Source organism: Caulobacter segnis (genome assembly GCF_023935105.1).
Lineage (GTDB): Bacteria > Pseudomonadota > Alphaproteobacteria > Caulobacterales > Caulobacteraceae > Caulobacter > Caulobacter segnis_B.
In genome coordinates, this window is the sequence record NZ_CP096040.1 from 2,724,136 (window position 1) to 2,749,765 (window position 25,630).

A 25,630-nucleotide genomic window follows, 5' to 3' on the forward strand; every position below is an offset into this window, starting at 1 on the left:
GGCAAGAGCGTCGGCGCGGTATGGGTCCGGATGTCAGGCCGGAACGTCATAGCCCTTGCCGCGCAAGCGGTCGGCCATCTCGTCGCGCTTTCCAAGCCAGTCGCGCGCCAGAAGGCCCAGCCCGACCACGTCGACCGGTTGGCCGTTCTTGATCACGTGGTCGCGGAACAGCGCCTCGCGCTGAAAGCCATGGGCTTCGTGCAGCTTCCACACCGCCTCGTTCGACAGCAGGACTTCGCACCACAACTTGTTCAGGCCCATCACGCCGAACACCTGCTCGATCGCCCAGAACTCGACATAGGAGCCGACGCCCAGGCCGCGCACGCTGGGGCTGGCCAGATAGTAGGCCCAGGCGCAACGACGATGGGTCTCGTCGATGTCGGCCAGATTGATCAGGCCCACGGGCTCGCCGTTGACCTCGATGATCCAGTAGCGGCGATCCCGGCGGGTGGGGATGGCCTCGAACCATCGATCATGCTCGTCCCGCGAGATGGGATGGTCCGAGTACATGTAGGCGGCGACCTCGGGGCTGTTGCGCCAGGCCAGCAGTCGCTCACGGTCGCCCTCGGCGACGTCGCGCATCTTGACGGTCGTGCTCATACGCGAGGGTCTCCGCCCAGGGTCCGCAGGTCGGGCCGTGCGCGGACCAGGGCCCGGACGTCGTCCGAAACGAAGGCCGGACGGGCAGGGTAGAGGGCGTCGTAGACGGCGCGGACGAAGTCCAGGTCGTCGGGCCGATCGACGGTCCAGCGCACCTCGCCCTCGTCACGGTCCTGGGTCAGGGTCGCCAGACGGTATCGCTCGGGACGGCGATAGATGAAGGGCGTCACGTGCTCGCGGTCGTACGGATCGGCCGTTTCCGCGTGGGCCTGCCGCAGGACGGCGGTCCTGAAGACCTCGACGTCCAGGCCCTTGGGGAAGGTTCGCGTGTCGCCCGTGTTGGAGGCGTAGTCGGCGCCCGAGCGCTCGAACAGCGCGATCGTGTCGTCGATCACCGTGGGATCGGCGAGAGGGCAGTCGGCCGTAAGACGTAAGGCCGCGGTTTGGTCGCCGGCCGCGTCCAGCGCGGCGATGAATCGCGAGAGGACGTCGTCGAGATCGCCGCGAACCACCTCGACGCCCGCCGCCGCCAAGCTTTCGACAAGCGGATCGTCGTCGGGGCGGACCGAGGTCGCGACGATCAGGCGCGAGATCCGTCCAGCGCGACGCACCCGCTCGATCTGGCGCAGGATCATCGGCGCGCCCGCTAGGTCCGCCATCACCTTACCGGGCAGGCGACTCGAGGACATCCGGGCCTGCAGGACGGCGAGGGTCATTTCGCGCCGGCGACCTTTTCGGCCAGGGCCTGGGCGATCTGGCCCATGACCGGATTCCAGTCGCTGAAGTCGGCGGGCGAGAACACGCGGGTCTGCGGGTACCAGGGATAGTGATCGTCGCCGAGCTTGGTCCAGGCCGCCGGCGGGGTCAGCAGCCACATCGGCGTGCCGACGGCGCCGGCCAGGTTGGCGGTGGCGTTGGAGAAGCCAATGACCAGGTCGACCGCGGCGCAGAGGGCGGTGACATCGTCCAGGTCCTGCTTCAGGTCGATGCCCGGCGGTTGCCAGATGTCGACGCCCAGTTCCTGCTTGGCGTAGGCGATCTCGTCGTCGCAGTCGCCGTACTGCAGGTTCACGAAGGTCGCGCCCGGGGTCCGCAGCACCGCGCGCCAGGCCTCGAACGGCGAGAACTGGCGGGCGCGCTCGGCATTCAGCTTCAGGCTCTTCCACAGCAGTCCGACCTTGGGCGCGGGGCCCAGTTTCGCCAGTTCGGCCTTCCAGTGGGCGACCCGCGCCGGATCGGGCTTCAGATAGTCCGCCGTTTTCGGGAAGGCCTCGATCGAGCCGCGCAGGCTGGGCAGGAAGTCGCCGATCGCCGCCCAATAGTCGAAACGGTCCCAGTCCTCGACCTCCGGCGCCGTGCGGAAGACCCGGCCTTCCAGCGCCACCGTGCGGTGGGCGGTGACCTCGGTTCCCGGGAACGAGCGCTGGAACAGCGGGACCAGGCGGCGCTGCACCGCCAGGGTCAAGGCGCCGTCGGGGCCCAGCCGCTCCAGGATGTCGGGCAGCATGTTGGCGAACATCACCTCGTCGCCCAGGCCCTGTTCGGTGCTGATCATCAGGGTCTTGCCCCGGAGATCCTCGCCCGACCAGCGCGTGCCCGGGATATGGAACCGCGGCGCCTCGCTCATGTCCGGCGAGAAGCGGGCCTCGTAGGCTTCCCAGCCCTCGGCCAGGCGGCCCAGGCCCAGCAGGATCGTGGCCCGGGCGAATCGCATCATCGCCAGGTCCTCGGCCGAGCCAGGATGGCGCATGGCGGACTCGCAGTCCGCCAGCGCGCCCTGGGCGTCGCCCAGGTCCAGCTTGGCGAAGGCGCGGTTGTGATAGGCCTTGGCGAACTCGGGCTCCAGGCGCAGGGCTTCGTCGAAGAAGACCAGCGAACCGGCGCTGTCGGCGATATTGCACAGCACCGTCCCAAGCGTGTTCCAGAGCAGGGCGGCGGTGGGATTGGCCCCGATCGCCGTCTTCAGCACCTCGATCGCCTCGCTCTCGCGGTTCAGCTCGCGCAGGGCGCAGGCCAGGTTGTTGGCGCCCTCGATGTCGTCCGGCCGGGCCAGGCGGTAGTGGGCGAAAAACTGGGCCGCGATCTCCGGCATGTTCATGCGGAAAGCCAGGCGCCCCAGGTCCCCGGCGACCGGGCCGTGATCGGGCAGCAGTTTCAAGGCCGCTTCGTACGCGCGCAATGAAGACGCGAAGTCGCCGGTCTTTTCCCGAGCGATGGCCAGGATGTGCCAGGCCAGGCCGAGTCGCTCGTCCTTCTCGAGCAGCTTCAAGGCCGTCTTGTCGGCCGTGGCGTAGTCGCCCAGCTTCACCGCCTGGATGGCGCGGGCCAGGGGCTTGGCGTATTCGGCCTTCTTGGTTTCCTGGGCCTGCCGATTCAGGCGATCCAGGGCCTCGGCCGAGGCCGAATCGCCCACGGCGCTGGCGATCACGCCCGGATGCGGAGCCGCCGCCGCCTCGATCTCGACCTGGGCGAGGGCGCTCGCGGAACTTTCCAGGGTTTTTTTGCGGGACATTCGGCGAACCTCGGACTCTGGTGTTAACCATGTTTTGAGGGGCTATGCTTAATTGAGTCCTAAGCTGCGGCTCACGGTCGCAAGGGCGGCAAGACAGCGTTAACACGTGTGCGTCTAGCTTGCCCTTCGAGCCGTCGTCATCGACGGTAAACCGGGCGAAGCGGCGTCAACGAAGGAGCGGCCTTAAAGTGCCTTTGAAGCTGTCGCTGAAGCCCGGCGAGAAATTCGTTCTCAACGGCGCCGTGGTCCAGAACGGAGACCGGCGCGGCGTTCTGGTGCTCCAGAACAAGGCCTCGGTCCTTCGCGAGAAGGACATCATGCAGCCGGATCAGGTCACGACGCCCGCGCGTCGGATCTACTTTCCGGTGATGATGATGTACCTCGAAGAGGGCATGGCCGAGAAGTTCTACGAGGAATTCGCGACGCGCCTTAACGATTTCATGGGTGTTGTGCGCAATCCTGTGGTTCTTCAGGACTGCATCGCCATTTCGAAGCACGTCATGGCGCGTGAGTACTACAAGGCTTTGATGCTTAGCCGTAAGTTGATTGAATACGAAGACGAAAGGTTGGGGCATGTCTCTTCGGGCGTATCAGCAGGCGGCGACGCGGGCTGAGAATCCCCGTGAAATGGAGTACCGCCTGTTCGGGCAGGTGACGCGCGCCCTCATGGACGCGTCGCAGGCCCCGGTGGATGACTTCAACGCGCGGATCGACGCACTGGATTGGAATCGCAAGGTCTGGTCGGCCTTGGCGACCGATTGTTCCATGCCCGAAAACCAGCTTCCGATGGAGCTGCGCGCCAGCATCATCTCGTTAAGCCTGTGGGTCGGTCGTCACTCCAGCGCCGTGATGCGCAAGGAGGAGGATTTCGAGCCCCTGATCGAGATCAACCGCATGATCATGCAGGGGCTGTCCGGCCGCGCCGACGCGGCCTGATTTTCACTGTTTTGGCGCGCGCCGACGCCGCCTGATTCTTCGGTTTTGCAAGACTGAACGTCTTGCCTACCTGTTCCGGAAAAACCTGCCGCCCGGCGAATCCTGCATTCGCCGGGCGGTTTCGTTTCCAGGCCGGTCCGCCAGGATAATTCAATAAAATCAGTAGTTTGAAAGTTGGCGCCAGTCCGGATCGGGTTGGCCCGCCGCTTGCGATGGTTCGCGCGGGCAAAACGCCCGCCCGGCAATAGCCGGATCAAATCCCACCAAAACGGTAGGTATCAAATGCTGAACTCGATCAACACCAATGCTGGTGCGCTTCTCGCGCTCCAAAACCTGAACGCCACTAACACGGAGCTCGCCACCACCCAGAGCCGTATCAACACTGGCAAGAAGATCGCGAACGCCAAGGACAATGGCGCGATCTGGTCGATGGCCAAGATGCAAAGCGCGAGCTCGAGCTCGTTGAACGCCGTGAAGGATTCGCTCCAGCGCGGTCAATCGACGATCGATGTTGCTCTCGCGGCAGGCGACACCATCACCGATCTGCTCACGAAGATGAAGGAAAAGGCCCTGGCCGCTTCCGACACCTCGCTGAACACCGCCTCGTTCAACGCCCTGAAGACCGACTTCGAATCGCTGCGCGACCAAATCCAAAAGGCCGCCGACAATGCGAAGTTCAACGGTGTCAGCCTGGCCAACGGCCTGACCACGAAGCTGAGCTTCCTGTCGAACGCCGACGGGGACAGCTTCACGGTCAACGCCCAGACGCTGTCGCTGGCGGGCCTGAACCTGACGGCCGTGACCTTCACTGACGCTGCTGATGCGAAAACGAAGATCGCCGATCTCACCAACGCGCTGCAAACGGCGACGAACAAGCTGTCGTCCCTGGGTACGTCCTCGACCGGTCTGGATACACACCTGACCTTCGTGGGCAAGCTGCAGGACAGCCTGGACGCCGGCGTCGGCAACCTGGTGGACGCGGATCTGGCGAAGGAAAGCGCCAAGCTCCAGTCGCTGCAAACCAAGCAGCAACTGGGTGTGCAGGCTCTCTCGATCGCCAACCAGACCCCACAGTCGATCCTGTCGCTGTTCAAGGGGTGAGCCCGATACGCCGGACGGCTGTCAAAAGCCGTCCGGCGCCTCTTTCCTGCTGGGTGCGCAACAAGTGCCCGGCAATAATTGCCCATGTCGAAAGCCTCCCTGCAGAAATTGCCGGGAGGCTTCGTCGTTAATGGATCTATAATGCAGTAAATTCAGCGACTTGGCAGAATTGTCGCAGCCCGGCAGATTTGGCCCGGCAATTGCTACTGACCTTTTCGAGCAAAACGCTCCCGGCCGCCAAAATGGCGTCGGACACCTTGAAAAGGACCCAATTCGTATGCCGCTGAATAGCATCAATACGAACGCTGGCGCTCTGATCGCCCTGCAGAACCTGAACAGCACGAACTCGGAGCTGCAGGTCACCCAACAGCGCATCAACACCGGCAAGAAGATCGCCAGCTCCAAGGACAACGGCGCGATCTGGGCGATGGCCAAGACGCAATCGTCCACCGCTTCGTCGCTGAACGCCGTGAAGGACTCGCTGCAACGCGGTCAGTCCACGATCGACGTCGCGCTGGCCGCTGGCGACACCATCACCGACCTGCTGGGCAAGATGAAGGAAAAGGCCCTGGCCGCTTCCGACACCTCGCTGAACACCGCTTCGTTCAACGCCCTGAAGACCGACTACGAGTCGCTGCGCGACCAGATCACGAAGGCCGCCACGAACGCCAAGTTCAACGGCATTAGCATCGCCGACGGCAAGACCACCAAGCTGACCTTCCTGGCCAACTCGGACGGCGACGGCTTCACCGTCAACGCCCAGACCCTGTCGCTGGACGGCCTGGGCCTGGTCGGCACGACCTTCACGGACGCCGCCGACGCCAAGGCCAAGCTTTCGGACCTGTCCGACGCCATCCAGACCGCCACCAACAAGCTGGCTTCGCTGGGCACCTCGTCGACCGGCCTCGACACTCACCTGACCTTCGTCGGCAAGCTGCAGGACAGCCTGGACGCCGGCGTGGGCAACCTGGTGGACGCGGATCTCGCCAAGGAAAGCGCCAAGCTGCAGTCGCTGCAAACCAAGCAGCAGCTGGGCGTGCAGGCGCTGTCGATCGCGAACCAGTCGACCTCGTCGATCCTGAGCCTGTTCCGCTAAGGAACGGGAGGAGGCGGGTCCGCGTGGCCCGCCTCCGCCTTTCCTTGAGGGAGAGTACGGAGAACTTAACGCAAGAGGAGGGCCGGCCCATAAGCGCCGGTAATTGAAAAATGGAACCAAAAGCCGCTTTGTCGGCGATCAGAGACTTCGTCGCATCTTCGAACGCCCCGGACCTGTCCGAGGGCGCGCAAACCGTTTCCGGCGAGGGCGCGCAAGTCGCCGCGCCGCAACCGGTCCATGAGGCCGAGGTCGCTCAGCCGGTCGACGACAGTCCCCAACCGGGCGACCTGCGTCTGGTGATCGAGCAGGACGACGGTACGGGCGACTACATCTACAAGACGGTCGACCGCCGCACCGGCGAGACGCTGAATCAGTACCCGCGCGAGCAGGTCCTGAAGCTGCGCGAGGCGACCAGCTACACGTCCGGCGACGTCTTCGACGGCCAGGCCTGAGGGCTACATATCGGCGGAAGGGCGGGTGCGACGGCGAGCCGCACCCGTAAACAGACATGGTTTATAAGCGTTAACCATAATCTTACCTTCTGACCTCAATTTCGGCGGCGAACGGATCGCACGCCGAATCGCGCGCGGTCGCAACCAACGGCAAAATCGCCGATCGGAGGCCGCGCATGACGCTGAGCGTCAATACGAACCAGCCCGCGCTGATCGCGCTGCAGAACCTGAATCGCACCAACGATCAGATGCAGGCGGTCCAGACCCGCATCAACACGGGCGAGTCGATCTCCACCGCCAAGGACAACGCGGCCGTCTGGTCGATCGCCCAGGAGCAGCGCGCCGACATGAGCGCGCTCGGCGCGGTCAAGATGAGCCTGGACCGCGCGACCTCGATCGCCGACGTGGCCCTGGCCGCCGGCGAGTCGGTCTCGGACCTGCTGAAGCTGATGCGCGAGAAGGTGGTGGCCGCCAAGGACACCTCGCTGACCACGACGTCGCTGGTGTCGCTGAACAGCGACTTCCAGGGGCTGCTGAAGAACCTGCAGCAGGTGATCAACAGCGCGGTGTTCGACGGCGCCAATCTGCTGGACGGCAGCCAAGCGGCCGACATGACTTTCCTGGCCGACGCCGACGCGGCCCAGGCCATCACGCTCAGCCTCCAGAACCTGTCGCTGGGCGGCACGATCAACACCCTGTCGGCCACCGACGACATCCTGACGCCGGCCAATGCCTCGGCGGTGCTGACGCGCCTCGACTCCACGATGAGCGCGGTCAACCAGGCCGTCGGCAACATCGGCACCCAGGCCAAGCAGATCGACGCCCACAGCAACTTCGTGGGCAAGCTCAACGACGTTTTGGAGACCGGCGTCGGCAACCTGGTCGACGCCGACCTGGCCAAGGAAAGCGCCCGCCTGCAGGCCCTGCAGGTGAAGCAGCAACTGGGCGCTCAAGCCCTGTCGATCGCCAATGGCGCGCCGCAAATCATCCTGTCCCTGTTCAAGGGCTCCTAGCGCTAGAGCGCGCTCTAGGTCAGGCGACGTCGTGGGGCTAAGCTCCTCCCAGTTGGGTTGGGGATTCGGCGACGGCCATGATCGAGTTGCGCGACTTGCGGGACGAAGACGAAGGGGTCCTCTTTCAGTGGCGTTCGGAGCCCGAGGTCGACCGCTGGATGTCGGACGCCGACCTGCCCAGCCGCGAGGCTCACGCCGCGTGGTTCAAGGCCTTGCGGACCGATCCCGACATGCGCGGCTGGATGATCGTCCGCGGCGATGCGCCCATGGGGCTGCTCACGCTGACCGGGCTCAACAGCCACCACCGCCGCGCCAGCTGGAACTGGTTCCTGGGCACGGCCGAGGCGCGGGGCAGGGGCGTCGGACGCGCCGCCCAGGTGCTGGGCCTGGACCGCGCCTTCGGCGAGCTGGGCCTGCACAAGGTGTTCGCAGAGGTCATGGCCGACAACGACGCGGCCCTGAAGGCCCAGTCGTCCGCCGGATTCCGCCGCGAGGGTTATCTGCGCGGCCACGTCCTGAAGGACGGCCAGCCGCGCGACGTCGTGCTGCTGGGCATCCTGGCTTCGGAATGGACCGAGCTGCGCGAGGACGCGCGCCGGGCGCTTTCGGACGCAAACCTTATCGCGGCTTAACGTCAATTCTTAACAGGACGTCAGCGGCGGACTGGCAAGGATACCAGCGGGGGACTCCGAGTCCCCGTCAGGACAGGCCGTGATCTCGTTCGATTCCAGCATTCTGCTCAGCTACTATCAGGCCCGCGCGGGCGTGACGGGGGCCGCCGCGTCTGGAACGAACACCTCTTCCGGCGCGAAGGCCGTGGTGCCCACCGCGCCGTGGCTGAGCGGCTCGACGCCCCCGGCCAGCGACCTGGTCCGCTCGGCGCTGAACGGCCGCAAGTTCGTCGACGAGGCGGCCAGCGCCACGACGCTGAAGGGCGCCAGCGGCGACTACAAGAAGCTGTTCGCGACCTACCAGGCCCTGAACACCCTGTCAGCGCTGGCGACCCGCGCCGGCGAGAAGGGCGTCACCGACGGCGAGGTGTCGCGCCTGCAGACAGCGCTGATGAAGGGGCTGGGCGAGATTAGCGGCTATGTCCAGAACCTGTCGCTGGACCAGGCGCGACTGACCACGGGCGCGGTCATGACCACGGACAAGAGCACCGTGGGTGTACCCAAGGCGACCTACACCTACACCACGGACACTATCTACAGCGGCCAGATGGACGACGAGGTGCCCCAGTTCCAGGGCTCGGTTTCATTCAACGTCGCGGTGAAGAGCTTCGGGGTCAGCAGCAACGTGGCCATGGACCTGTCCGAGATGGGCTCGACGCCCCGGACCATGTCCAACGTCGTCAGCTACATGAACAACAAGCTGAAGGACGCCGGTTTCCGGACGACCATCTCGCTGCAGCGCACGACCGGCGAGGAGCGCACGGTTCAGGTCGCCGGCAAGCCGGTGACGCTGCCGGCGACCGGCGACGACTTCGCGCTCAAGATCAACGGCGACTCCGTCGAGCAGCTGACCTTCAGCGCCCCGACCACGGCGCCGGCTGTCTATGTGACGACCAAGGCCGGCAATCCCGATCCGGACAAGGACACCACCACCGACGACGCCGTCTACGAGACGACCCTGACCAAGTACAGCACCGCTGGAACGGGCGGCGGGGCGGGCGCGGGCGCGCCGGGCGGCAAGGTCTTCACCGAGACCCTGCAAGGCACGATCTCGGGCGTGCGCAAGTCTGTCACCGGGGCGGACGGCTCGATCTACATGCTGGCCGACGTCGACACCGCGGTGGACGGCAAGACCGACCTCGACGGCCAGGTCATCAAGGGCCAGAGCGACGTCGCGCTGCTGAAATACGACAGCGCCGGCCACCTGCTGTACGCCCGCACCCTGGGCGCGACCGACGAGGCCAGCGGCCTGTCCCTGGCCGTGGCCGACGACGGCGGCGTCGCCGTGGCGGGCTCAGTCACCGGGCGCCTGGCCGGCGCGGTCAACGGCCCGATCAACAGCGGCGACACGGCGACCACGAGCGACAGCTTCGTCACCCGCTACGACGCCATGGGCGACGAGCAGTGGACGGTGCGCCGCGGCGGCCTGCAGGACGACGAGGCCACGGCCCTGGCCTTCGGCGCGGACGGCGTCCTCTATGTCGGCGGCCGCAGCAAGTCTGACCTGCCGGGATCGACCGGGACCGACCCCAGCGGCGGCTGGGACGCCTATCTGTCGGCCTTCGCCACCGACGCCAACGGCCAGCCCAAGGCGCTGTTCACCCAGAAGTTCGGCACGACCGAGAACGATTCCGTCTCGGACATCGTGGTCAACGGCTCGCAGGTCATCGTCGGCTCCAAGGAGAACGGCGAGGCGATGCTGCGCAGCTTCGACGTGGCGACCAGCGTGGTGACCGAGAACGTCACCCAGCTGGACCAGTACGGCGCCTATCAGAGCGTTCCGGTCACCTACACCAAGACCGCCACGGCCACCGCCGGCGCCACGCGCGACCTGGGCTCGCTGAAGGGCGGCGACCTGGTGGGGCTGAAGATCGACGGCGGCCAGCTCTATGTCGGCGGCTACACGGCCAACAACCTGATGTCGATCAACGGCGCCACGACCGCGCCGTCCGGCGGCATGGACGCCTTCGTCGGCCGCATGTCGCTGGACATCTCCAACAACAGCGCCGACGCCTTGACCTACTATGGCGGCACGGGCGACGACACGGTCACCGGCTTCGACGTCAAGAACGGCACCGCCTGGCTGGTCGGCTCGGCGGGCGCGAACCTGGACGGCCAGACGACGGTCGGGAACAAGGACGGTTATGTCGCCCAGGTCAATGTCGGCACCGGCGCCGTCGACTGGAGCCAGCGCCTGACCGGCAAGGACGGCTACGCCACCCCGACCTCGGTGGCGGTCGCCTCGTCGGGGGCCTCGGCCCTGGACCTGTTCGGCCTGCCCGCCGGGACCATGGACTACACCCAGTCTGACCGCATCACCTCGGCGACCGCGGCCCGGGCTGGCGACACCTTCCAGATCCGCACCCGTGAGCGCGGCGCCCTGACCACGATCAAGATCGAGGCCAACGACACGCTCGAGACCCTGGCCGACAAGATCAAGCGGGCCTCGGGCTTCCGCGCCAAGGTCGAGATCGGCTCCAGCGGCGACAGCCGGGTGCTGAAGATCAGTCCCGCCTCCAACACCTCGACGATCGAGATCGTGGCCGGCAAGGGCGGCACCGACGTCCTGACCTCGCTGGGGCTGGCGGGCGGCGTCGTGCGCGCAACCAAGACCGACGGCGGCAAGACCGTCTCGGCCGATGGCAACGGCCCGGTCTACGGCCTGCAGCTGCCGCCGGAGCTGGACCTGACCACCGACGCGGGACGCAAGAACGCCAATGTGGTGATCACCCGGGCGTTGTCGCAGATCCGCACGGCCTATCGCGAGATCTCCGATGCGGCCCTGGGTGTGAAGAGCGACACCGGGAAGACCTCGGGCAAGACCGGCGGCACGGTGCCGGCGTATCTGACGAACCAGATCTCCAATTATCAGGCGGCGCTCAACCGCCTGACCGGCGGCGGCTGACCCTCTTTCTGGCCGGCCAAGCTTGAAAGCGTCATCGGCGCGTCGTAGCCAGGGGTCATGGACTTTCTGAAAGATCGACGGGTCATCCTGGGCGGCGGCGCGGCGCTGGCGCTGCTGGCGGGGCTGGGCATCGCCGTGGCCGTGATGTCGGGTCACGACAAGAAGCCGACCGAGGAGCCGCCGGCCTCGCGCGCCGGGCTCATCGTCGAGACCGGACGCGACGACGACACCAAGCTGGATCCGGCGCGCCCGCTGCGCTGCTTCGTGGGCGGCGCCTTCGTCGGCGAGATCACCCTGGCCGAATGCGCCAAGAAGAACGGCGTGGCGACCGGCGCCCTGGACGTCGGCGTCGACGAGACGGGCGCCTTGGCCGCCGCCGACCAGGCCGGCACCGTGCTGACGCCGTTGCCGCCGGCGCCGACCGTCAGCGCGCCGGCGGCCGCCGCGCCGTCGAACCCGGCCGCGCCCTCGACGCCGACCGGCGCCTCGGCCAGCGCGCCGCTGGCGGCCTGCTGGCGCTACGCCGGCAACGAGTGGCGGCGCCTGCCCGGCGAGATCACCCTGAACGCCTGCGCCCAGCAGCTGTTCAACGGCCGCTGCGAGAAGACCGGTGGCGCCACCTACGGCCGCTGGGGCGATGAGACGCTGCGCCTGGTGCCGGGCCGTGTCGAAATCTCGGCCGACAACCGCAGCTTCCACACCGCGTTCGACCAAGGCTCCAACTGCTCTATCCCGAACGCGGGATAGGTTTTATAAGTGTAATCCATGAAGCAGACCGTCCTCGCCGCCGCCGCCGTCCTGGCCGTTTCCAGCCTCGCGCTCACGGGGTGCGAGAAGCAGACCAAGGCGCCTTTCGAGCAGGGGGTCTGCTTCCAGGTCGCGACCAACAAGGACGGTACGCTGCGTTTCAATCCGGTGGCCCGAAACGTGCCGCAGATGGAGGAATGCGCCGCCACGCTCGAGGGCGTGCGCATCCGCTTCGTCCGCATGGGTCAGTCCAACAGTCTGGGCATGGTCGGCGCCTACCAGGGCTCGTTCATCTTCCTCGAGAAGGAAGGGATCTATGTCGGCCAGACCTATGAGGGCCCGCGCTTCATGTCGCTGGTCCGCACGGGCGACGGCCGTCTGGCCGTGCCGGGCGCCATCCGCCGCGAGCCGTCCCAGTAGCGCTTGAGGTCGGAGGGAAGGGCGCATCGTCCGTCCACAGCCCTCTTTCCCGTCCACAAGAACGTTAAGAGAACAAAACTTGCGCCCGCGTTAGCCTCTCGTTAACGTCCGCTCTCAGATTCCGGCGCGAGGGTCGCCGGGCGAGAGCAAGGGCGAGCGATGGCTGGCAGCGTCAACAAGGTCATTCTGGTGGGCAATCTCGGGGCCGATCCCGAGATCCGCAGCCTGGGTTCGGGCGACCGCGTCGCCAATCTCCGCCTCGCCACGTCCGAGACCTGGCGCGACCGCAACAGCGGCGAGCGCAAGGAAAAGACCGAGTGGCACCGTGTCGTGATCTTCAACGACAACCTGGTGAAGGTCGCCGAGCAGTACCTGCGCAAGGGCTCGACCGTCTACATCGAGGGCGCGATCCAGACCCGCAAGTGGACCGACAACACGGGCGTCGAGAAGTACTCGACCGAGATCGTGCTGCAGAAGTTCCGCGGCGAACTGACCATGCTGGGCGGTCGCAGCGACAACGCTGGCGCCTCCTCGGGTGGCGGTGACGAATACGGCGGCGGCTATTCGGGCGGCGGCGGCTCCAGCTTCGGCGGCGGCCAGCGCAGCCAGCCCAGCGGCCCCCGCGAGAGCTTCTCGGCCGACCTGGACGACGAAATTCCGTTCTAGAAATCATCATTTTTCCGAGTGTGCGGATCTTCACAGTCTGATCCGCGCCTCGGCCTTAGACGGAACCGGTCTGCTTCTCTTCGGAGCTCGGATCGGTGGGAACAGTGGAGCAGCCCGTACGGCGGCCTCGAGCCAATGACGGAGAGCCTCCACAGGGGCGAGCGGCGAGCGATCCGGGGACGGGCGCTCGCCGCTTTCTTATGGAAATGGCGCTAGCGGATCAGGTCGGCGGGGTTCGTCCAGCGATATCGCGCCACCTCGACCACGCGACCGCCTGGAACCTCTTCGGCGTACCGCGTCGTCTCGACGCCGCCCAAGCGTTCGTAGAACGCCAGCGCCGCAGCGTTCGGCGCATAGACCTCCAGATGCAACGGCGCGCCGGCGTGTTCGTCGACCAGCCACCGCGCCGTTTCGGCCAGCAGCCGCGTTCCCAGGCCGCCGCCCTTGCGCTCGGGCGCGACGTGCAGGTTGTCGAGCAGGGCGCCGATCCTCGGATTCAGCCGGAACGAGGCGTATGCCAAGCCGATCGGGGCGCCGCCGTCCATCGCCGCCAGGATCAGGTCATGGGCCGGATCGAAATGCTCGAACCGGGTCCGCCATGTGGCGCGGGAGACGTCGAACAGATCGTGGTCGAGATAGGCGTCGCCATAGAGGCCGCGATAGGCGCTCTGGCGACTGCGCGTGTGCAGGTCGGCGATAGCGTCCGCATCGTTTCGGGACGTCCCGAGTCGGATGATGTCTGGTCTCACGCCCATCAAAAGAAGCGTATCGCATCGCGAAGGCAAGCCACCCCAATCGTCCGCTCGCCGCTCAAGTCGCGGGTTTGCAGCGTCTCTGTCCGAAATCTCGCCAACTCCGCCATTCGGACAACGTTGTCATTGGAATTATCTACCGAATTCTCTTGTTGTTACCCGGAACGCGAACCGCCAGTGGACGCGTTCTTGGGCGAAGTGCTACTGAAACGCCCGGATATTGCACTGCGGGATCACGACAAAGCAGCGCTGTTCCAAGGTGAGACGACCCCATCAGAGGGCGCGACCTTCTTCACTGATCGCAGGGTGAGAAAATATGCCGGTTGAGACGTTGACCAAGGCCCGTTGGGTGTACGCATTCGGCGGAGGCGGCGCGGACGGCGACGCCTCGATGAAGAACCTCCTTGGGGGCAAGGGGGCCAATCTCGCGGAGATGTCGGCCCTGGGGCTGCCGGTCCCACCCGGCTTCACGATCACCACCGAGGCCTGCGTCCACTACTACGCCAACGGCAAGCAGTATCCGACAGAGCTGGCCGAGCAGGTCGCCGCCGGCCTGGCCAAGGTCGAGGAGCTGACCGGCAAGACCTTCGGCGACGTCGCCAACCCGCTGCTGGTCTCGGTGCGCTCGGGCGCCCGGGCCTCGATGCCGGGCATGATGGACACGGTGCTGAATCTGGGCCTCAACGACGAGACCGTTGAAGGCCTGGCCAAGCTGTCGGGCGACCGTCGCTTCGCCTATGACAGCTACCGCCGCTTCATCCAGATGTACTCGAACGTCGTGCTGAACCTCGAGCACCACATGTTCGAGGAGATCCTGGACGACCACAAGGATCGCCTGGACGTCCACGTCGACACCGGCCTGACCGCCGACGACTGGGCCGAGGTGATCAAGGACTACAAGGCCGCCGTCAGCGACTATCTGGGCAAGCCGTTCCCGCAGGACGCCCAGGAGCAGCTGTGGGGCGCCGTCGGCGCGGTGTTCGCCAGCTGGATGAACGACCGGGCCAAGTTCTATCGCCGCATGCACGACATCCCGGAAAGCTGGGGCACGGCCGTCAACATCCAGTCGATGGTGTTCGGCAACATGGGCGACACCTCGGCGACCGGCGTGGCCTTCACCCGTAATCCGTCGAACGGCGACAACCGCCTGTATGGCGAGTTCCTGATCAACGCCCAGGGCGAGGACGTGGTGGCCGGCATCCGCACGCCGCAGTCCCTGACCAAGGTCGCCCGCGAGGAAATGGGCGACGTCGCGCCCTCGATGGAAGAGGCGATGGCAGAGGTGTTCGGCCAGTTCAAGTCTGTGGTCGAGACCCTGGAGCGTCACTACCGCGACATGCAGGACATCGAGTTCACGGTCGAGCAGGGCAAGCTCTACATGCTGCAGACCCGCAGCGGTAAGCGCACCGCCAAGGCCGCGCTGAAGATCGCGGTCGACATGGCCGCCGAGGGCGTGATCAGCAAGGAAGAGGCCGTCGGCCGTGTCGAGCCGGCCTCGCTGGACCAGCTGCTGCACCCGACCATCGACCCGACCGCCCATCGCGACGTGGTCGCCAAGGGCCTGCCGGCCTCGCCCGGCGCGGCGACCGGCAAGATCGTCTTCGACAGCGACGCCGCCGAGAAGGCCGCCGCCAACGGCGAGTCCGTGATCCTGGTGCGCGAGGAAACCTCGCCCGAGGACATTCACGGCATGCACGCGGCCCGCGGCATCATCACGGCGCGCGGCGGCATGACCAGCCACGCCGCCGTCGTGGCGCGCGGCATGGGCCGGGCCTGCGTCTCGGGCGCCGGCGACGTCGCCATCTTCGAGAAGGAAGGCCTGTTCCGCGTCCGTGGGCGCGAGTTCAAGGCTGGCGAGATCATCACCATCGACGGCTCGACCGGGGACATCCTGGCCGGCGCGCCCAAGATGATCGAGCCCGAGCTGACCGGTGACTTCGCCACGCTGATGAGCTGGGCCGACCAGGTCCGCCGCCTGAAGGTGCGCGCGAACGCCGAGACGCCGCTGGACGCCAAGACCGCCCGCCAGTTCGGCGCGGAAGGCATCGGCCTGTGCCGCACCGAGCACATGTTCTTCGATGACACCCGGATCGCCGCCGTGCGCGAGATGATCCTGGCCGACGACGAGAAGGGCCGCCGCACGGCCCTGGCCAAGATCGCCCCGTTCCAGAAGGCCGACTTCGTCGAGCTGTTCACGATCATGGAGGGCCTGCCGGTCACGATCCGCCTCCTGGATCCGCCGCTGCACGAGTTCCTGCCGCACACCGAGGAGGACGTGCAGGCCGTGGCCCAAGCCACCGGTCTCGACGCCGCCAAGCTGCTGCGCCGCGCCAAGGAGCTGCACGAGACCAACCCGATGCTGGGCCATCGCGGCTGCCGCCTGGGCGTGTCGTATCCCGAGATCTACGAGATGCAGGTCCGCGCCATCCTCGAGGCGGCCTGCGAGATCGCCAAGTCGGGCAAGGCCGCGCCCGTGCCCGAGATCATGCACCCGCTGGTCGCCAAGGGCGAGGAGATGAAGTACCTGCGCGACCTGACCGACCGCGTCGCCAAGGCGGTGCTGGAAGAGCAGGGCGGCGACCTGAAGTACACCGTCGGCACGATGATCGAGCTGCCCCGCGCCGCCCTGCGGGCCGCCGACCTGGCCGCCAACGCCGAGTTCTTCAGCTTTGGCACCAACGACCTGACCCAGACGACGTTCGGCATTAGCCGCGATGACGCCGGCAAGTTCCTGGGCGCCTATATCGACAAGGGCATCTTCGAGAAGGACCCGTTCGTCAGTCTCGACCAGGATGGCGTCGGTGACCTGATCCGCCTGGCCGCCGAACGCGGTCGCGCGGCCCGTCCGGACGTCAAGCTGGGCATCTGTGGCGAACATGGCGGCGACCCGGCCTCGATCAGCTTCTGCGAGAAGGTCGGCCTGGACTACGTGTCCTGCTCGCCCTACCGGGTGCCGATCGCGCGGCTGGCTGCCGCCCAGGCGGCGCTGGCCGCCAAGGGCTAGGCCTCTCGCGCCGAACCCAAATAAGGGCCCCATGCTGGACAGCGTGGGGCCCTTTGCCTATCCGGGGTTCCAGACCTCGGGGGACGTTCATGGCCTATCTGCGCTGGCGCCGGTTCACGGAACTGGCTTCGCTGGACCGCCCCTGGCTGGGCGAGCTGTTCATGCGCAAGCGGAACAAGCCGATCGTCGCCGCGCCAGTCGAGAAGTGGGACGCCGAGTATCAGGACGGGATCTACGACCGCCTGAACCGTTCCGAGCAGCGCCATCACCACCGCCTGCTGGCCGCCGTGATCGGCGACCGCTGGCCCAATCCGCGCGTGCTGGAGATCGGGGCGGGCGAGGGGGTGTTCTACGAAGCCCTGCGCGCTCACCGGCCGGCGCGCTATGTCGGCGTCGACTTCTCCAGGCCCGCCATCGAGCGCGGCGAGACCCGCCTGGCGCCCGAGATCGCCATCGGCGAGGTCAAGATGCTGCTTGGCGACGGCCGGACCTTCGCGACCGACGAGACCTTCGACGTCGTGGTGTTCTCTGAATGCGTCGAGCATCTGGGTGAGGTCGAGGACCTGGTGGCGCACTACGCGCCGAACCTGAAACCGGGCGGCGCGGTGGGCCTCACCATGTGGCTGGCGCTGAAGCCGCTGCGCCTTTGGCATTGCCTGAAGGCGATGGGCCAGGTGCTGGACGAAGCGGTGATCAATACACCGTGGGGCGGCGGCTGGCTGGTGGCCGTGGTCCGCCCGAAAGATGCGGTGGAATAACCAATTCGATATTTTGGCTAGACCAATTTTCGACGCGCGCTATACCCGAAGGCGAGACTTTTGGGAGGAAGCACGATGCTGGCGATCCTGGCGCTTGCCGCCGGTCTGGCGACCGAACCCTTGACGCTCCCCGTCGCCGTCGACCTGGCCAGGGCCGCAATCGACGCCTGCGCCGCCCGGGGCGCGCATGTCTCGGCCGCCGTGGTCGACGCCCGGGGAAATCCCTTGGTGGTCCTGCGCGACGAGCAGAGCCTGAAACCGCCGATCGCCGCGCCGCGCAAGGCCAACGCCGCCGTGGTCTTCGACCAGCCCGGCAGCGTCATGGAGCCGCGTGAGAAGACCGACCCGGACTTCGCCGCCAGGATCAAGGCCGATCCCGACCACCTGAACCCCCACGCCGGCTCGCTGCCCCTGCATGCCGGAACGGCGGTCGTCGGAGGCCTGGCGATCGCCGACACCACGCACGAGGCCGCCGACGCTTGCGCCCGCGCGGCCCTGGCCAAGTTCCCGCAATTCCACTGAGGCGTTCGACATGAAGAAGACCCTGGCGCTCGCCACCGTCCTGGCCCTGTCCCTGGCCTCGCTTTCTGGGGGCGCTGCTGACGCCCAGGAGCACGGTCCCGCCACGCCGCTGCCCAAGCCCGACGCCGAGGGCCAGAAGCCGCGGGCGACCGTCACCCTGGCCCCGTACCGCTTCAACGACATCCTGTGGGAGAACGATCGCACCGCCCATCGGATCTACAGCCGCGACCTGGAGAAGGCCGAACCACCGTCGACCTCGGGCATCGACGCCTGGGGCAAGAGCCAGCGCTGGCCCTATATGGACCGCCAGCTGAAGACCGGCGACCAGCACGCCAACCACGGCGAGGGGCTGGACTTCTATGACGTGGGCACGGGGCGGGGCGCTGGCGGCCTGGGCGTCTGGGCCGACAACAAGCTGTGGACCTCGCGCAACTGGTCCAGTTGGAAGGTGATCCAGAACGGGCCGGACGTGGCCAAGTTCAGCGTCGACTACGCCCCGTGGCCGGTGGACGTCGATCGCAAGGTCTGGGAGACGCGGACCTTCACCCTGCCGCTGGGCACTAACTTCACGCGGATGGTCTCGACCATCAGCTCCGACAAGCCGGGGCCGCTGGTGGTCGGCATCGGCATCTCCAAGCGCAAGCGCGCCAGTGGGACGGGCGTGTTCCGCAAGGACCTGGCGCCGGGGCGGGTGACGTTCTGGGAGCCGGCCGATCCGGACAAGGGCTCGATGGCCATCGCCCTGATGGTCGACCCCGCTTCCATCATCGAGGTGCGCCAGGACTTCGACAACTACCTCGTCCTGATCAAGGTCGAGGCCGGCAAACCGTTCGTCTACTACATGGGCGCGGCCTGGGATAAGGGCCTGGACTTCCATACGCCGGCGGCGTGGGACGCGTATGTGGCGGGGGCGAAGGCGGACTTTGATCCCAAGCACTAGGCTCGCCCACAGCCGTCTCCCCGGCGAAAGCCGGGGCCCAGATCCCACACGATGGGGCTGACGGGATGAGCGCTGCGTTCGAGGCGTCCACTCCAGCGCTTTTCCATCTGGGTCCCGGCTTTCGCCGGGAAGATCGGAGGGTGGGGTTTGCCTCCAAAACGAAAACCGCCCCGAGGCGGGAGGGAGGCCTCGGGGCGGATCGTGGTCGTCCGCCTTGGGGGAGGGCGCGGACGACCGGGCTGCCGGCTATGAGCGATCAGCCGTGCAGCTTGAGGGCGGTCTCGGCGATCTTGCGGCCTTGGTAGCGGGCGCCGACCAGTTCGTTCTCGCTGGGTTGGCGCGAGCCGTCGCCGCCAGCGATGGTGGTGGCGCCGTAGGGGCTGCCGCCGGTGATTTCGTCCAGGGTCATCTGGCCGGCGTGGCCGTAGTCCATGCCGACGATCACCATGCCGAAGTGCAGCAGGTTGGTGATGATCGAGAACAGGGTGGTTTCCTGGCCGCCGTGCTGGGTGGCGGTGGAGGTGAAGGCCCCGCCGACCTTGCCGTGCAAGGCGCCGCGAGCCCACAGGCCGCCGGCCTGGTCGAGGAACGCGGCCATCTGCGAGCTCATGCGGCCAAAGCGCGTGCCGGTGCCGACGATGATGGCGTCGTAGTCGGCCAGGTCGGCGATCGTGGCGACCGGGGCTTCCTGGTCCAGCTTGAAGTGGGCGCTCTTGGCCACCTCCAGCGGGGCGGTTTCGGGAACGCGCTTGATGTCGACGCTCGCGCCGGCTTCCCGGACGCCTTCGGCCACGGCCTTGGCCATGGTCTCGATGTGGCCGTAGGACGAGTAGTAGAGAACCAGAACCTTGGCCATCGCGGCCTCCTTGAAGAGAGTGTCGGGGAGGAAAGTCGGACGCGAGGCTAGGGTTTCCTCGCGTCCCTTTCTTGAACGCTTACGCAGTCCCTGGGGGCTTAGGAGAGGGCGGCGTCGACCAGAACGAGTTCGGCGTCTTCCAGGGCAGTGACGGTGATCACATCCTCGTCCTTGATGCCGGCGCCGTCACGGGCGTTCAGCTTGACGCCGTTGACGTCGATGACGCCGACGGCGGGGACCAGATAGCCGGTGCGATCCTTGCCCAGGGCGTAGGTCGTGCTTTCGCCGGCCTTCAGCGTCGCGCCCAGAACGCGGGCGTCGGTGCGGATCGGCAGGGCGTCAGCGTCATCGGCGAAACCCGAGGCCAGAGTCACGAACTTGCCCGAGCGGTCGCCCTTGGGAAACGGCTTGGCGCCCCACGACGGCGCGGCGCCGAAGGTCTTGGGCTCGATCCAGATCTGGAAGATCCGGGTCGTTTCCGGCTCGAGGTTGTACTCCGAGTGACGGATGCCCGTGCCCGCGCTCATTACCTGGACGTCGCCGGCCTCGGTGCGACCCTTGTTGCCCAGGCTGTCCTGGTGGGTGATCGCGCCGTCGCGGACATAGGTGATGATCTCCATGTCGCTGTGCGGATGCGGCGGGAAGCCGGTGTTGGCGGCGATCTCGTCGTCGTTCCAGACCCGCAGGGCGCCCCAGTTCATGTTGCTGGGATCGTAGTAGCTGGCGAACGAGAAGTGGTGCTTGGCCTTAAGCCAACCGTGGTCGGCGCCGCCAAGCTTGTCGAACGGTCTGCGATCGATCATGGCTCTAAACCTTTCTTTCCCTCTGGGCCTTGGCCCTCTGGAGCGGCGCCGCGTCGGCGCGTCCTGTTGAGGAGAAGATAGGGGATCTCATGGGATCCGAAATGGAAACTGTTGAAACTCATCGTTTCCAAAACTAACCTAATGCAATGTCCAAGCTTCCTGATCTCGAAGGCCTCGCCGTGTTCGCCAAGGTGGTGGAGCTGCGCTCGTTCGCCGCCGCCGCCGAAGACCTGGCCATGTCCAAGGCCACGGTTTCCAAGGCCGTCACCCGGCTGGAAGAACGTCTGGGCGCGCGGCTGTTCAACCGCACCTCGCGCCGCCTGGCCTTGACCGACGCCGGCCAGTCGCTGGTCGAGCGCGCCGCGCGCGTCCTGGCCGAGGCGCAAGCGGCCGAGGAGGAGGCCTCCAGCCAATCGTCGGCGCCGCGCGGCGTGGTGCGGATGGCCGTGCCGATGTCGCTGGGCATCACCAGCCTGGGGCCCGTGCTGCCAGGCTTCTTCACCGCCTATCCCGATGTCTCGGTCGAGTTGCACCTGTCGGACGCCACGATCGATCTGGTCGGCATGGGCTTCGACCTGGCCCTGCGCGTGGCCGCCCTGCCGGACAGCTCGCTGGTCGCCCGCCGACTGCGGGCGGTGAAGCGCCATGTTGTGGCCTCGTCGGGCTACTGGGCCGAGCATGGCCGGCCGACGCATCCGGCCAGCCTGGCCGAGCATCGCGGCCTGACCTATGGCCACCAGAACGCGCCCGAGACCTGGCGTTTCCAGAGGAGCGGCGAGGAGGCGGCCGTGCGGCCCCGCTCGGTGATCCGCGCCAACAACGGCGACGTCCTGGTCCCATCGCTGATCGCCGGGGTCGGGGTGGCGGTGCTGCCCGACTTCATCGTCGGCGCGGCCGTGGCCGATGGGCGGCTGGAAGCGGTGCTGACCGACTGGATCGCGACCCCGATCGCCCTGCACCTGGTCATGCCGCCCGGCGGCCCGCGGCCGGCGCGGGTCGAGGCCCTGGCCAACTACCTGGCCAAGGCGCTGGGCAGGTAGCGGTTAGGGCGGAGCGATATGAGGCTGACGCCCCATGCCCGTCTCCCCGGCTTTCGTCAGGGAGACAGATTTTGGGAAAATCGTCCGTGCTAGGGCGAGGGTTCGGCTCCGCTACTTCACCCGCTTGAACGTCAGGTTCTGGTCCGGCGGGCCGGGAACGCCGTCGACGTCCTGCTCGACCTTCAGGGTGTCGGGATCGGCCAGCCAGACCTTCATGGTCTGCTTGCGGCCGGTCTTGTTGCTGGTCACGGCCGTGACGCCGCGCGGGCCGTCGCGCTTGACGCTGATCATCACGATCTGGGTGTTGACCACGGCCTTGGTCGGCGCGCCGTCCAGCGGCGCATCGGCGAACTGGATCGCGGCCAGGCCATCCTCGTCCTCTTCGATCAGCGTCCAGGCCAGACTCTTGCCGTCGTCCTTGGTCACGTCGACCTCGGCGGCCAGCGGCGCGGGACCGGTCAGGGCCTCGTTGAAGGTCGAGGCCTTGAGGTCGATCGTCCAGCGCCCGAGCGCGCCGATCGGGTCGCTCTGGGCCATGGCCGACGTGGCCGAGGCCAGCAGGCCGGCGGCGAACAGGACGGAAAGGGCGGATCGGGTCATGCGGCGCCTCCTTGAAGCGCCGCCATCAGACGCCGGTGCGGCGCCCCGCGTCTAGACGCTTTTGGCTCTAAAGGCTGTCCACCTGGGCCGGCGTCAGCGCCCCGACCTGCAGCGGCGTCATCGCGGCCAGGTTGGTGGTCGACAGCCAGTCCAGCTGGTTGATCGTCAGGCCCGGGATCTGGGACGGCAGCAGATAGCCGATCTGGGTGGTGGTGAAGCCGGCGATCACCGAGGTCGACAGCGAGCCGATCTGGGTCGAGGTCAGGCCCGCCACCTGGGTGGCGCTCAGCTGGCCGAAGGCCGTGCTCGACAGGCTGCGCATCTGGTAGGACGACAGCCCCTTCAGCGACGAGGCCGTCAGCGAGGACATCTGGGGCGCCGACAGCGCCGCCAGGTCCGTCACCGAGAGGGCGCCCAACTGGGCGGCGCCGAGGGCCCCGACCTGAGTGGTGGAGAACTCGCCGATGTCGGTCGTGGTCAGCCCGCCCAGCTGCGTCGCCGTCAGGCCGGTGGTCGACAGCGCCTGGAAGCCGGTGGCGTCCAGCCCCGACAGGTTGGCGACCGACAGGCCGCCGATCTGGGTGGCCGTCAGGCTGGCCAGCTGGGCGCCCGACAGCTCGGCGAAGTCGGTCGTCGAGAGGCCGGCGATCTGGGTCGCCGCCAGGCTGGACAGCTGGGTCGAGCTCAGGGTCGCCATCTGGGTGGCCGACAGGGCGCTGATATTGGTCGCCGACAGCGCCGCGAACTGGGTGGCCGTGAGGCCGGCGACCTGGGTCGTCGTCAGTTCGGCGAAGTCGGTCTGGTTCAGGCCGCGGATCTGGGTGGCGGTCAGGCCGCCGACCTGGGTCGCGGTCAGGCTGGCCACCTGGGAGGCCGAGAGGCCGCCGAAGCCACCGCTGAGACCCGCCACCTGGGTCGCCGTCAGGGCGGCCACCTGGGTGTTCGACAGCGACGAGGCCTGGGTGGTGGAAAGGCCCGCCAGCTGGCTGGCCGAGAACTGGTTCAAGGTCGAGCCCAGGCCGGAGATCTGGGTCGAGGACAGGGCGCCGACCTGGGTGGCCGTCAGGCCCTTCAACTGGGTCGAGGACAGGGCCGCGAACTGTTGATTGTCCAGGGCGGGGATCAGCGGGGCCGAGAGGGCGCCGATCTGGGCCGCCGACAGCACGCTAAGCTGGGTGGACGACAGTTCGCCCAGGTCCGTGACGCTCATCGCGCCCAGCTGGGTGGCGGTCAGCGACTTCAGCTGGGTCGTTTCCAGCGAGCCGATCTGGGTGGCGTCCAGGGCCGTGAAGTGGGTGGCGTCCAGCGCGCCGACCTGGGTGGCGCTCAGCACGTCCAGGCGGCTGGCGTCCAGCTGGGCCAACTGGGTCGAGGTCAGGGCGTTCAGCTGGTTGCCGCTGAAGGCGGCCAGCTGTTCGGCGTCGAAGATCACGTTCTGGGCGAAGGCCGGGATCTGGCTGGCCGTCAGCCCCTTCACCGCGGTGTTCGACAGGGCCGATACCTGGCTGGCCGACAGCCCCGCCAGGGCGGTGTTGGAGATCGCGGCCACCTGGGTGCTGGCCAGGGTTTCCAGCTTGGTGGTCGACAGCCCTTGAATGGTGGTCGCCGACAGGGCGGACATCTGGGCGGCGGAGAGGTACGAAATCGGCAATGGACTCGTTGCCCCACTGATCGCAACGCGAATCGTTCGCGTTAACTATAGGCCAAGGCGAACAGCGCGGCCATGCGACCGAAGGTCTGCCCGCATCACCCACAAATCTCCGTCAAGGTTGAGCTTGCGGCGTGAAAACTCTCATAAATATCAGATTTAATTCGCCGCTAACCTTCAGCCCCCGCGCGCATGGTCCACAGATCCAGGTCGCTCTCGCGGCCGATCAGGGCCAGGCCGGAGGCGATCGATTCGAACTCGCCGCCGCTCTCGATCTTCTCGGCTCCGAAACGGCTGAGGAAGATCTCGCGCACGGCCGGCACGAACGAGCTGCCGCCGGTCAGGAACACGCGGTCGACGCCCGCCTCGCTCAGATCGGCCCGGTCCAGCGCCTCGCCGACGGCGGTCTCGATGGCGGTCAGCTCGGGCTTGATCCAACCCTCGAACTCGCTGCGCTGGACGGTCTTTTCGATGTCGACCGAGCCGGCCTCGAACTTGAAGGTCGCCTGTGTCTGGCTGGACAGGGCTTCCTTCAGCGCCGAGACAGAGCGGTACAGGGCGTAGCCGTGATTGCCGTCCAGCACCTCGATCAGGGCGGCGATCTTCTCGGGCTCCAGGGCGATGCGCTCCAGGGCGCGGATGTCGCGCATGTCCTTGGAGGCCCGCAGCAGGGCCAGCTGATCCCACCGCGCGAAGGCGGCGTAGTAGCGCTGCGGGATCGGCAGATTGTTCGAGAACGACCGGTACTCCGAACCCTTGCCCAGCTCGGGCGAGACCAACTGGTCGATGATGCGGTAGTCGAAGGCGTCGCCGGCCACGCCGACGCCCGATCGGGAAAGCGGCGTCGAGCGCAGCGTCCCGTCGGGATCGCGCTGGAAGCGGACCAGCGAGAAGTCGCTGGTGCCGCCGCCGAAGTCGGCGACCAGCACGGTGGCGTCCTGCTTCAGCTGGCGGGCGAAGAAGAAGGCCGCGCCGACGGGCTCGTAGGCGTAGCGGATGTCCTCGAACCCCAGGCGCTTGAAGGCCTCTTCATAGCGGGACAGGGCCAGGGCCTCGTTGGGCGAGGAGCCGGCGAAGGTCACGGGGCGGCCGACGATGATGCGTGGCGGCAGGGCGGCCAGCTGCTCGCCGGCGTGGTCCTTCAGGCGCAGCAGGAACGCGGCCAGGAGGTCCTCGAACTGGTAGCGCTTGTTGAGGATCCGCGTCTCGGTGAAGGCCTGCGACGCGGCGAAGGTCTTGAACGACTGGATGAACCGCGTCTCCAGCGGATCCTCCAGATAGGACTCGATCGCCCACGGGCCGGCCTCGACCACGCGCTCGTTCGCCGCCCCGGCCGCGCCCTGGACGCTGTGAAAGCTGAGCGCCGAGCGGAAGGCGAACAGGTCGCGATTGTCGATCGAGAAGCGGACCAGGTGCGCGTGGTCGTCGCCGTGGGTCAGCGAGACGACGGTGTTGGTGGTGCCGAAGTCGACGCCAATGGTCGGCGCGAGAGGAGCAGCCGTCATGGGATGGCTCGATATGGTCGAAGCGGGGAGGGGCGTGCGTCGTAGCGCCTTCCGCCGCCGCGTCAAGGCCGAGCGGTTGACAC

Annotated in this window: 25 protein-coding genes; 16 read left to right on the plus strand and 9 right to left on the minus strand. The window is 67.1% G+C overall.

The genetic code is table 11. The features are described 5' to 3' along the window. Positions 1-33: 33 nt before the first annotated feature. Genes pseH (MZV50_RS12920) through MZV50_RS12930 form a run of 3 tightly spaced genes read right to left on the minus strand, consistent with a single transcriptional unit; the run spans position 34 to position 3,112 of the window. Complete coding sequence (gene pseH / locus MZV50_RS12920) at positions 34-600, minus strand: UDP-4-amino-4,6-dideoxy-N-acetyl-beta-L-altrosamine N-acetyltransferase (protein WP_252635061.1); 567 nt, start codon at positions 598-600, stop codon at positions 34-36. Continuing rightward, positions 597-1,316, minus strand: a complete 720-nt coding sequence (locus MZV50_RS12925) for a cytidylyltransferase domain-containing protein (protein WP_252635062.1) — start codon at positions 1,314-1,316, stop codon at positions 597-599. The genes pseH (MZV50_RS12920) and MZV50_RS12925 overlap by 4 nt, the downstream gene beginning before the upstream one ends. Beyond that, a complete protein-coding gene (locus MZV50_RS12930) occupies positions 1,313-3,112 on the minus strand; it encodes a tetratricopeptide repeat protein (protein ID WP_252635063.1) in 1,800 nt (599 codons plus the stop codon). The genes MZV50_RS12925 and MZV50_RS12930 overlap by 4 nt, the downstream gene beginning before the upstream one ends. Before the next feature lie 188 nt (positions 3,113-3,300). Between MZV50_RS12930 and flbT the strand changes: the two genes are divergently transcribed. The 11 genes from flbT to ssb all read left to right on the plus strand — a co-directional run bounded on the left by flbT (position 3,301) and on the right by ssb (position 13,119). Next, a complete protein-coding gene (gene flbT / locus MZV50_RS12935; protein WP_252635064.1) occupies positions 3,301-3,726 on the plus strand; it encodes a flagellar biosynthesis repressor FlbT in 426 nt (141 codons plus the stop codon). After that, a complete protein-coding gene (gene flaF, locus MZV50_RS12940) occupies positions 3,686-4,048 on the plus strand; it encodes a flagellar biosynthesis regulator FlaF (protein ID WP_252635065.1) in 363 nt (120 codons plus the stop codon). The genes flbT and flaF overlap by 41 nt, the downstream gene beginning before the upstream one ends. A 282-nt stretch (positions 4,049-4,330) precedes the next feature. After that, positions 4,331-5,149, plus strand: coding sequence for a flagellin (locus MZV50_RS12945; RefSeq protein WP_252635066.1), 819 nt, complete (start codon positions 4,331-4,333; stop codon positions 5,147-5,149). Between the two features lie 277 nt (positions 5,150-5,426). Beyond that, the gene (locus MZV50_RS12950; protein WP_252635067.1) at positions 5,427-6,245 is read left to right on the plus strand and encodes a flagellin; all 819 of its coding nucleotides are present in this window, start codon (positions 5,427-5,429) and stop codon (positions 6,243-6,245) included. A 128-nt stretch (positions 6,246-6,373) separates the two neighbouring features. Further along, on the plus strand, positions 6,374-6,697 hold the full coding sequence (locus MZV50_RS12955; protein WP_436792222.1) for a hypothetical protein: 324 nt from the start codon (positions 6,374-6,376) through the stop codon (positions 6,695-6,697). A 176-nt stretch (positions 6,698-6,873) separates the two neighbouring features. Further along, positions 6,874-7,710, plus strand: coding sequence for a flagellin N-terminal helical domain-containing protein (locus MZV50_RS12960; protein WP_252635069.1), 837 nt, complete (start codon positions 6,874-6,876; stop codon positions 7,708-7,710). Positions 7,711-7,787: 77 nt separating this feature from the next. Then, on the plus strand, positions 7,788-8,342 hold the full coding sequence (pseH, locus tag MZV50_RS12965) for a UDP-4-amino-4,6-dideoxy-N-acetyl-beta-L-altrosamine N-acetyltransferase (RefSeq protein WP_252635070.1): 555 nt from the start codon (positions 7,788-7,790) through the stop codon (positions 8,340-8,342). A 79-nt stretch (positions 8,343-8,421) separates the two neighbouring features. After that, positions 8,422-11,286, plus strand: coding sequence for a hypothetical protein (locus tag MZV50_RS12970; protein WP_252635071.1), 2,865 nt, complete (start codon positions 8,422-8,424; stop codon positions 11,284-11,286). Positions 11,287-11,343: 57 nt separating this feature from the next. Further along, complete coding sequence (locus MZV50_RS12975; protein ID WP_252635072.1) at positions 11,344-12,033, plus strand: hypothetical protein; 690 nt, start codon at positions 11,344-11,346, stop codon at positions 12,031-12,033. A gap of 18 nt (positions 12,034-12,051) precedes the next feature. After that, positions 12,052-12,453: a hypothetical protein gene (locus MZV50_RS12980; RefSeq protein ID WP_252635073.1), complete on the plus strand. Its 402-nt coding sequence runs from the start codon at positions 12,052-12,054 to the stop codon at positions 12,451-12,453. Positions 12,454-12,612: 159 nt separating this feature from the next. After that, entirely contained in the window at positions 12,613-13,119 is a 507-nt protein-coding gene (gene ssb, locus MZV50_RS12985) for a single-stranded DNA-binding protein (RefSeq protein ID WP_252635074.1), read from the plus strand. 212 nt (positions 13,120-13,331) lie between these two features. Here the strand turns inward: ssb and MZV50_RS12990 are convergent, their stop codons facing one another. Next, a complete protein-coding gene (locus MZV50_RS12990; protein WP_252635075.1) occupies positions 13,332-13,874 on the minus strand; it encodes a GNAT family N-acetyltransferase in 543 nt (180 codons plus the stop codon). A gap of 313 nt (positions 13,875-14,187) precedes the next feature. Here MZV50_RS12990 and ppdK point away from each other — a divergent pair, with 313 nt between their 5' ends. The 4 genes from ppdK to MZV50_RS13010 all read left to right on the plus strand — a co-directional run bounded on the left by ppdK (position 14,188) and on the right by MZV50_RS13010 (position 19,095). Next, positions 14,188-16,875, plus strand: coding sequence for a pyruvate, phosphate dikinase (gene ppdK / locus MZV50_RS12995; RefSeq protein ID WP_252635076.1), 2,688 nt, complete (start codon positions 14,188-14,190; stop codon positions 16,873-16,875). An 89-nt stretch (positions 16,876-16,964) separates the two neighbouring features. Further along, positions 16,965-17,633, plus strand: coding sequence for an SAM-dependent methyltransferase (locus tag MZV50_RS13000; protein WP_252635077.1), 669 nt, complete (start codon positions 16,965-16,967; stop codon positions 17,631-17,633). A gap of 75 nt (positions 17,634-17,708) precedes the next feature. After that, a complete protein-coding gene (locus MZV50_RS13005) occupies positions 17,709-18,155 on the plus strand; it encodes a heme-binding protein (RefSeq protein ID WP_252635078.1) in 447 nt (148 codons plus the stop codon). A gap of 10 nt (positions 18,156-18,165) precedes the next feature. Next, the gene (locus MZV50_RS13010) at positions 18,166-19,095 is read left to right on the plus strand and encodes a DUF4861 family protein (protein WP_252635079.1); all 930 of its coding nucleotides are present in this window, start codon (positions 18,166-18,168) and stop codon (positions 19,093-19,095) included. 256 nt (positions 19,096-19,351) lie between these two features. Here the strand turns inward: MZV50_RS13010 and wrbA are convergent, their stop codons facing one another. Beyond that, entirely contained in the window at positions 19,352-19,951 is a 600-nt protein-coding gene (gene wrbA, locus MZV50_RS13015; protein ID WP_252635080.1) for an NAD(P)H:quinone oxidoreductase, read from the minus strand. Positions 19,952-20,049: 98 nt separating this feature from the next. Next, the gene (locus MZV50_RS13020) at positions 20,050-20,754 is read right to left on the minus strand and encodes a pirin family protein (RefSeq protein WP_252635081.1); all 705 of its coding nucleotides are present in this window, start codon (positions 20,752-20,754) and stop codon (positions 20,050-20,052) included. Positions 20,755-20,900: 146 nt separating this feature from the next. Between MZV50_RS13020 and MZV50_RS13025 the strand changes: the two genes are divergently transcribed. Next, positions 20,901-21,794, plus strand: a complete 894-nt coding sequence (locus tag MZV50_RS13025; RefSeq protein ID WP_252635082.1) for a LysR family transcriptional regulator — start codon at positions 20,901-20,903, stop codon at positions 21,792-21,794. 111 nt (positions 21,795-21,905) lie between these two features. Here the strand turns inward: MZV50_RS13025 and MZV50_RS13030 are convergent, their stop codons facing one another. The 3 genes from MZV50_RS13030 to MZV50_RS13040 all read right to left on the minus strand — a co-directional run bounded on the left by MZV50_RS13030 (position 21,906) and on the right by MZV50_RS13040 (position 25,547). Further along, entirely contained in the window at positions 21,906-22,394 is a 489-nt protein-coding gene (locus tag MZV50_RS13030; RefSeq protein ID WP_252635083.1) for a hypothetical protein, read from the minus strand. A gap of 67 nt (positions 22,395-22,461) precedes the next feature. Next, the gene (locus tag MZV50_RS13035; RefSeq protein WP_252635084.1) at positions 22,462-24,045 is read right to left on the minus strand and encodes an ice nucleation protein; all 1,584 of its coding nucleotides are present in this window, start codon (positions 24,043-24,045) and stop codon (positions 22,462-22,464) included. A gap of 167 nt (positions 24,046-24,212) precedes the next feature. After that, positions 24,213-25,547 carry an Hsp70 family protein gene (locus MZV50_RS13040; protein ID WP_252635085.1) on the minus strand — a complete coding sequence of 445 codons (1,335 nt, stop codon included), beginning with the start codon at positions 25,545-25,547 and terminating at the stop codon, positions 24,213-24,215. Positions 25,548-25,630 lie beyond the last annotated feature (83 nt).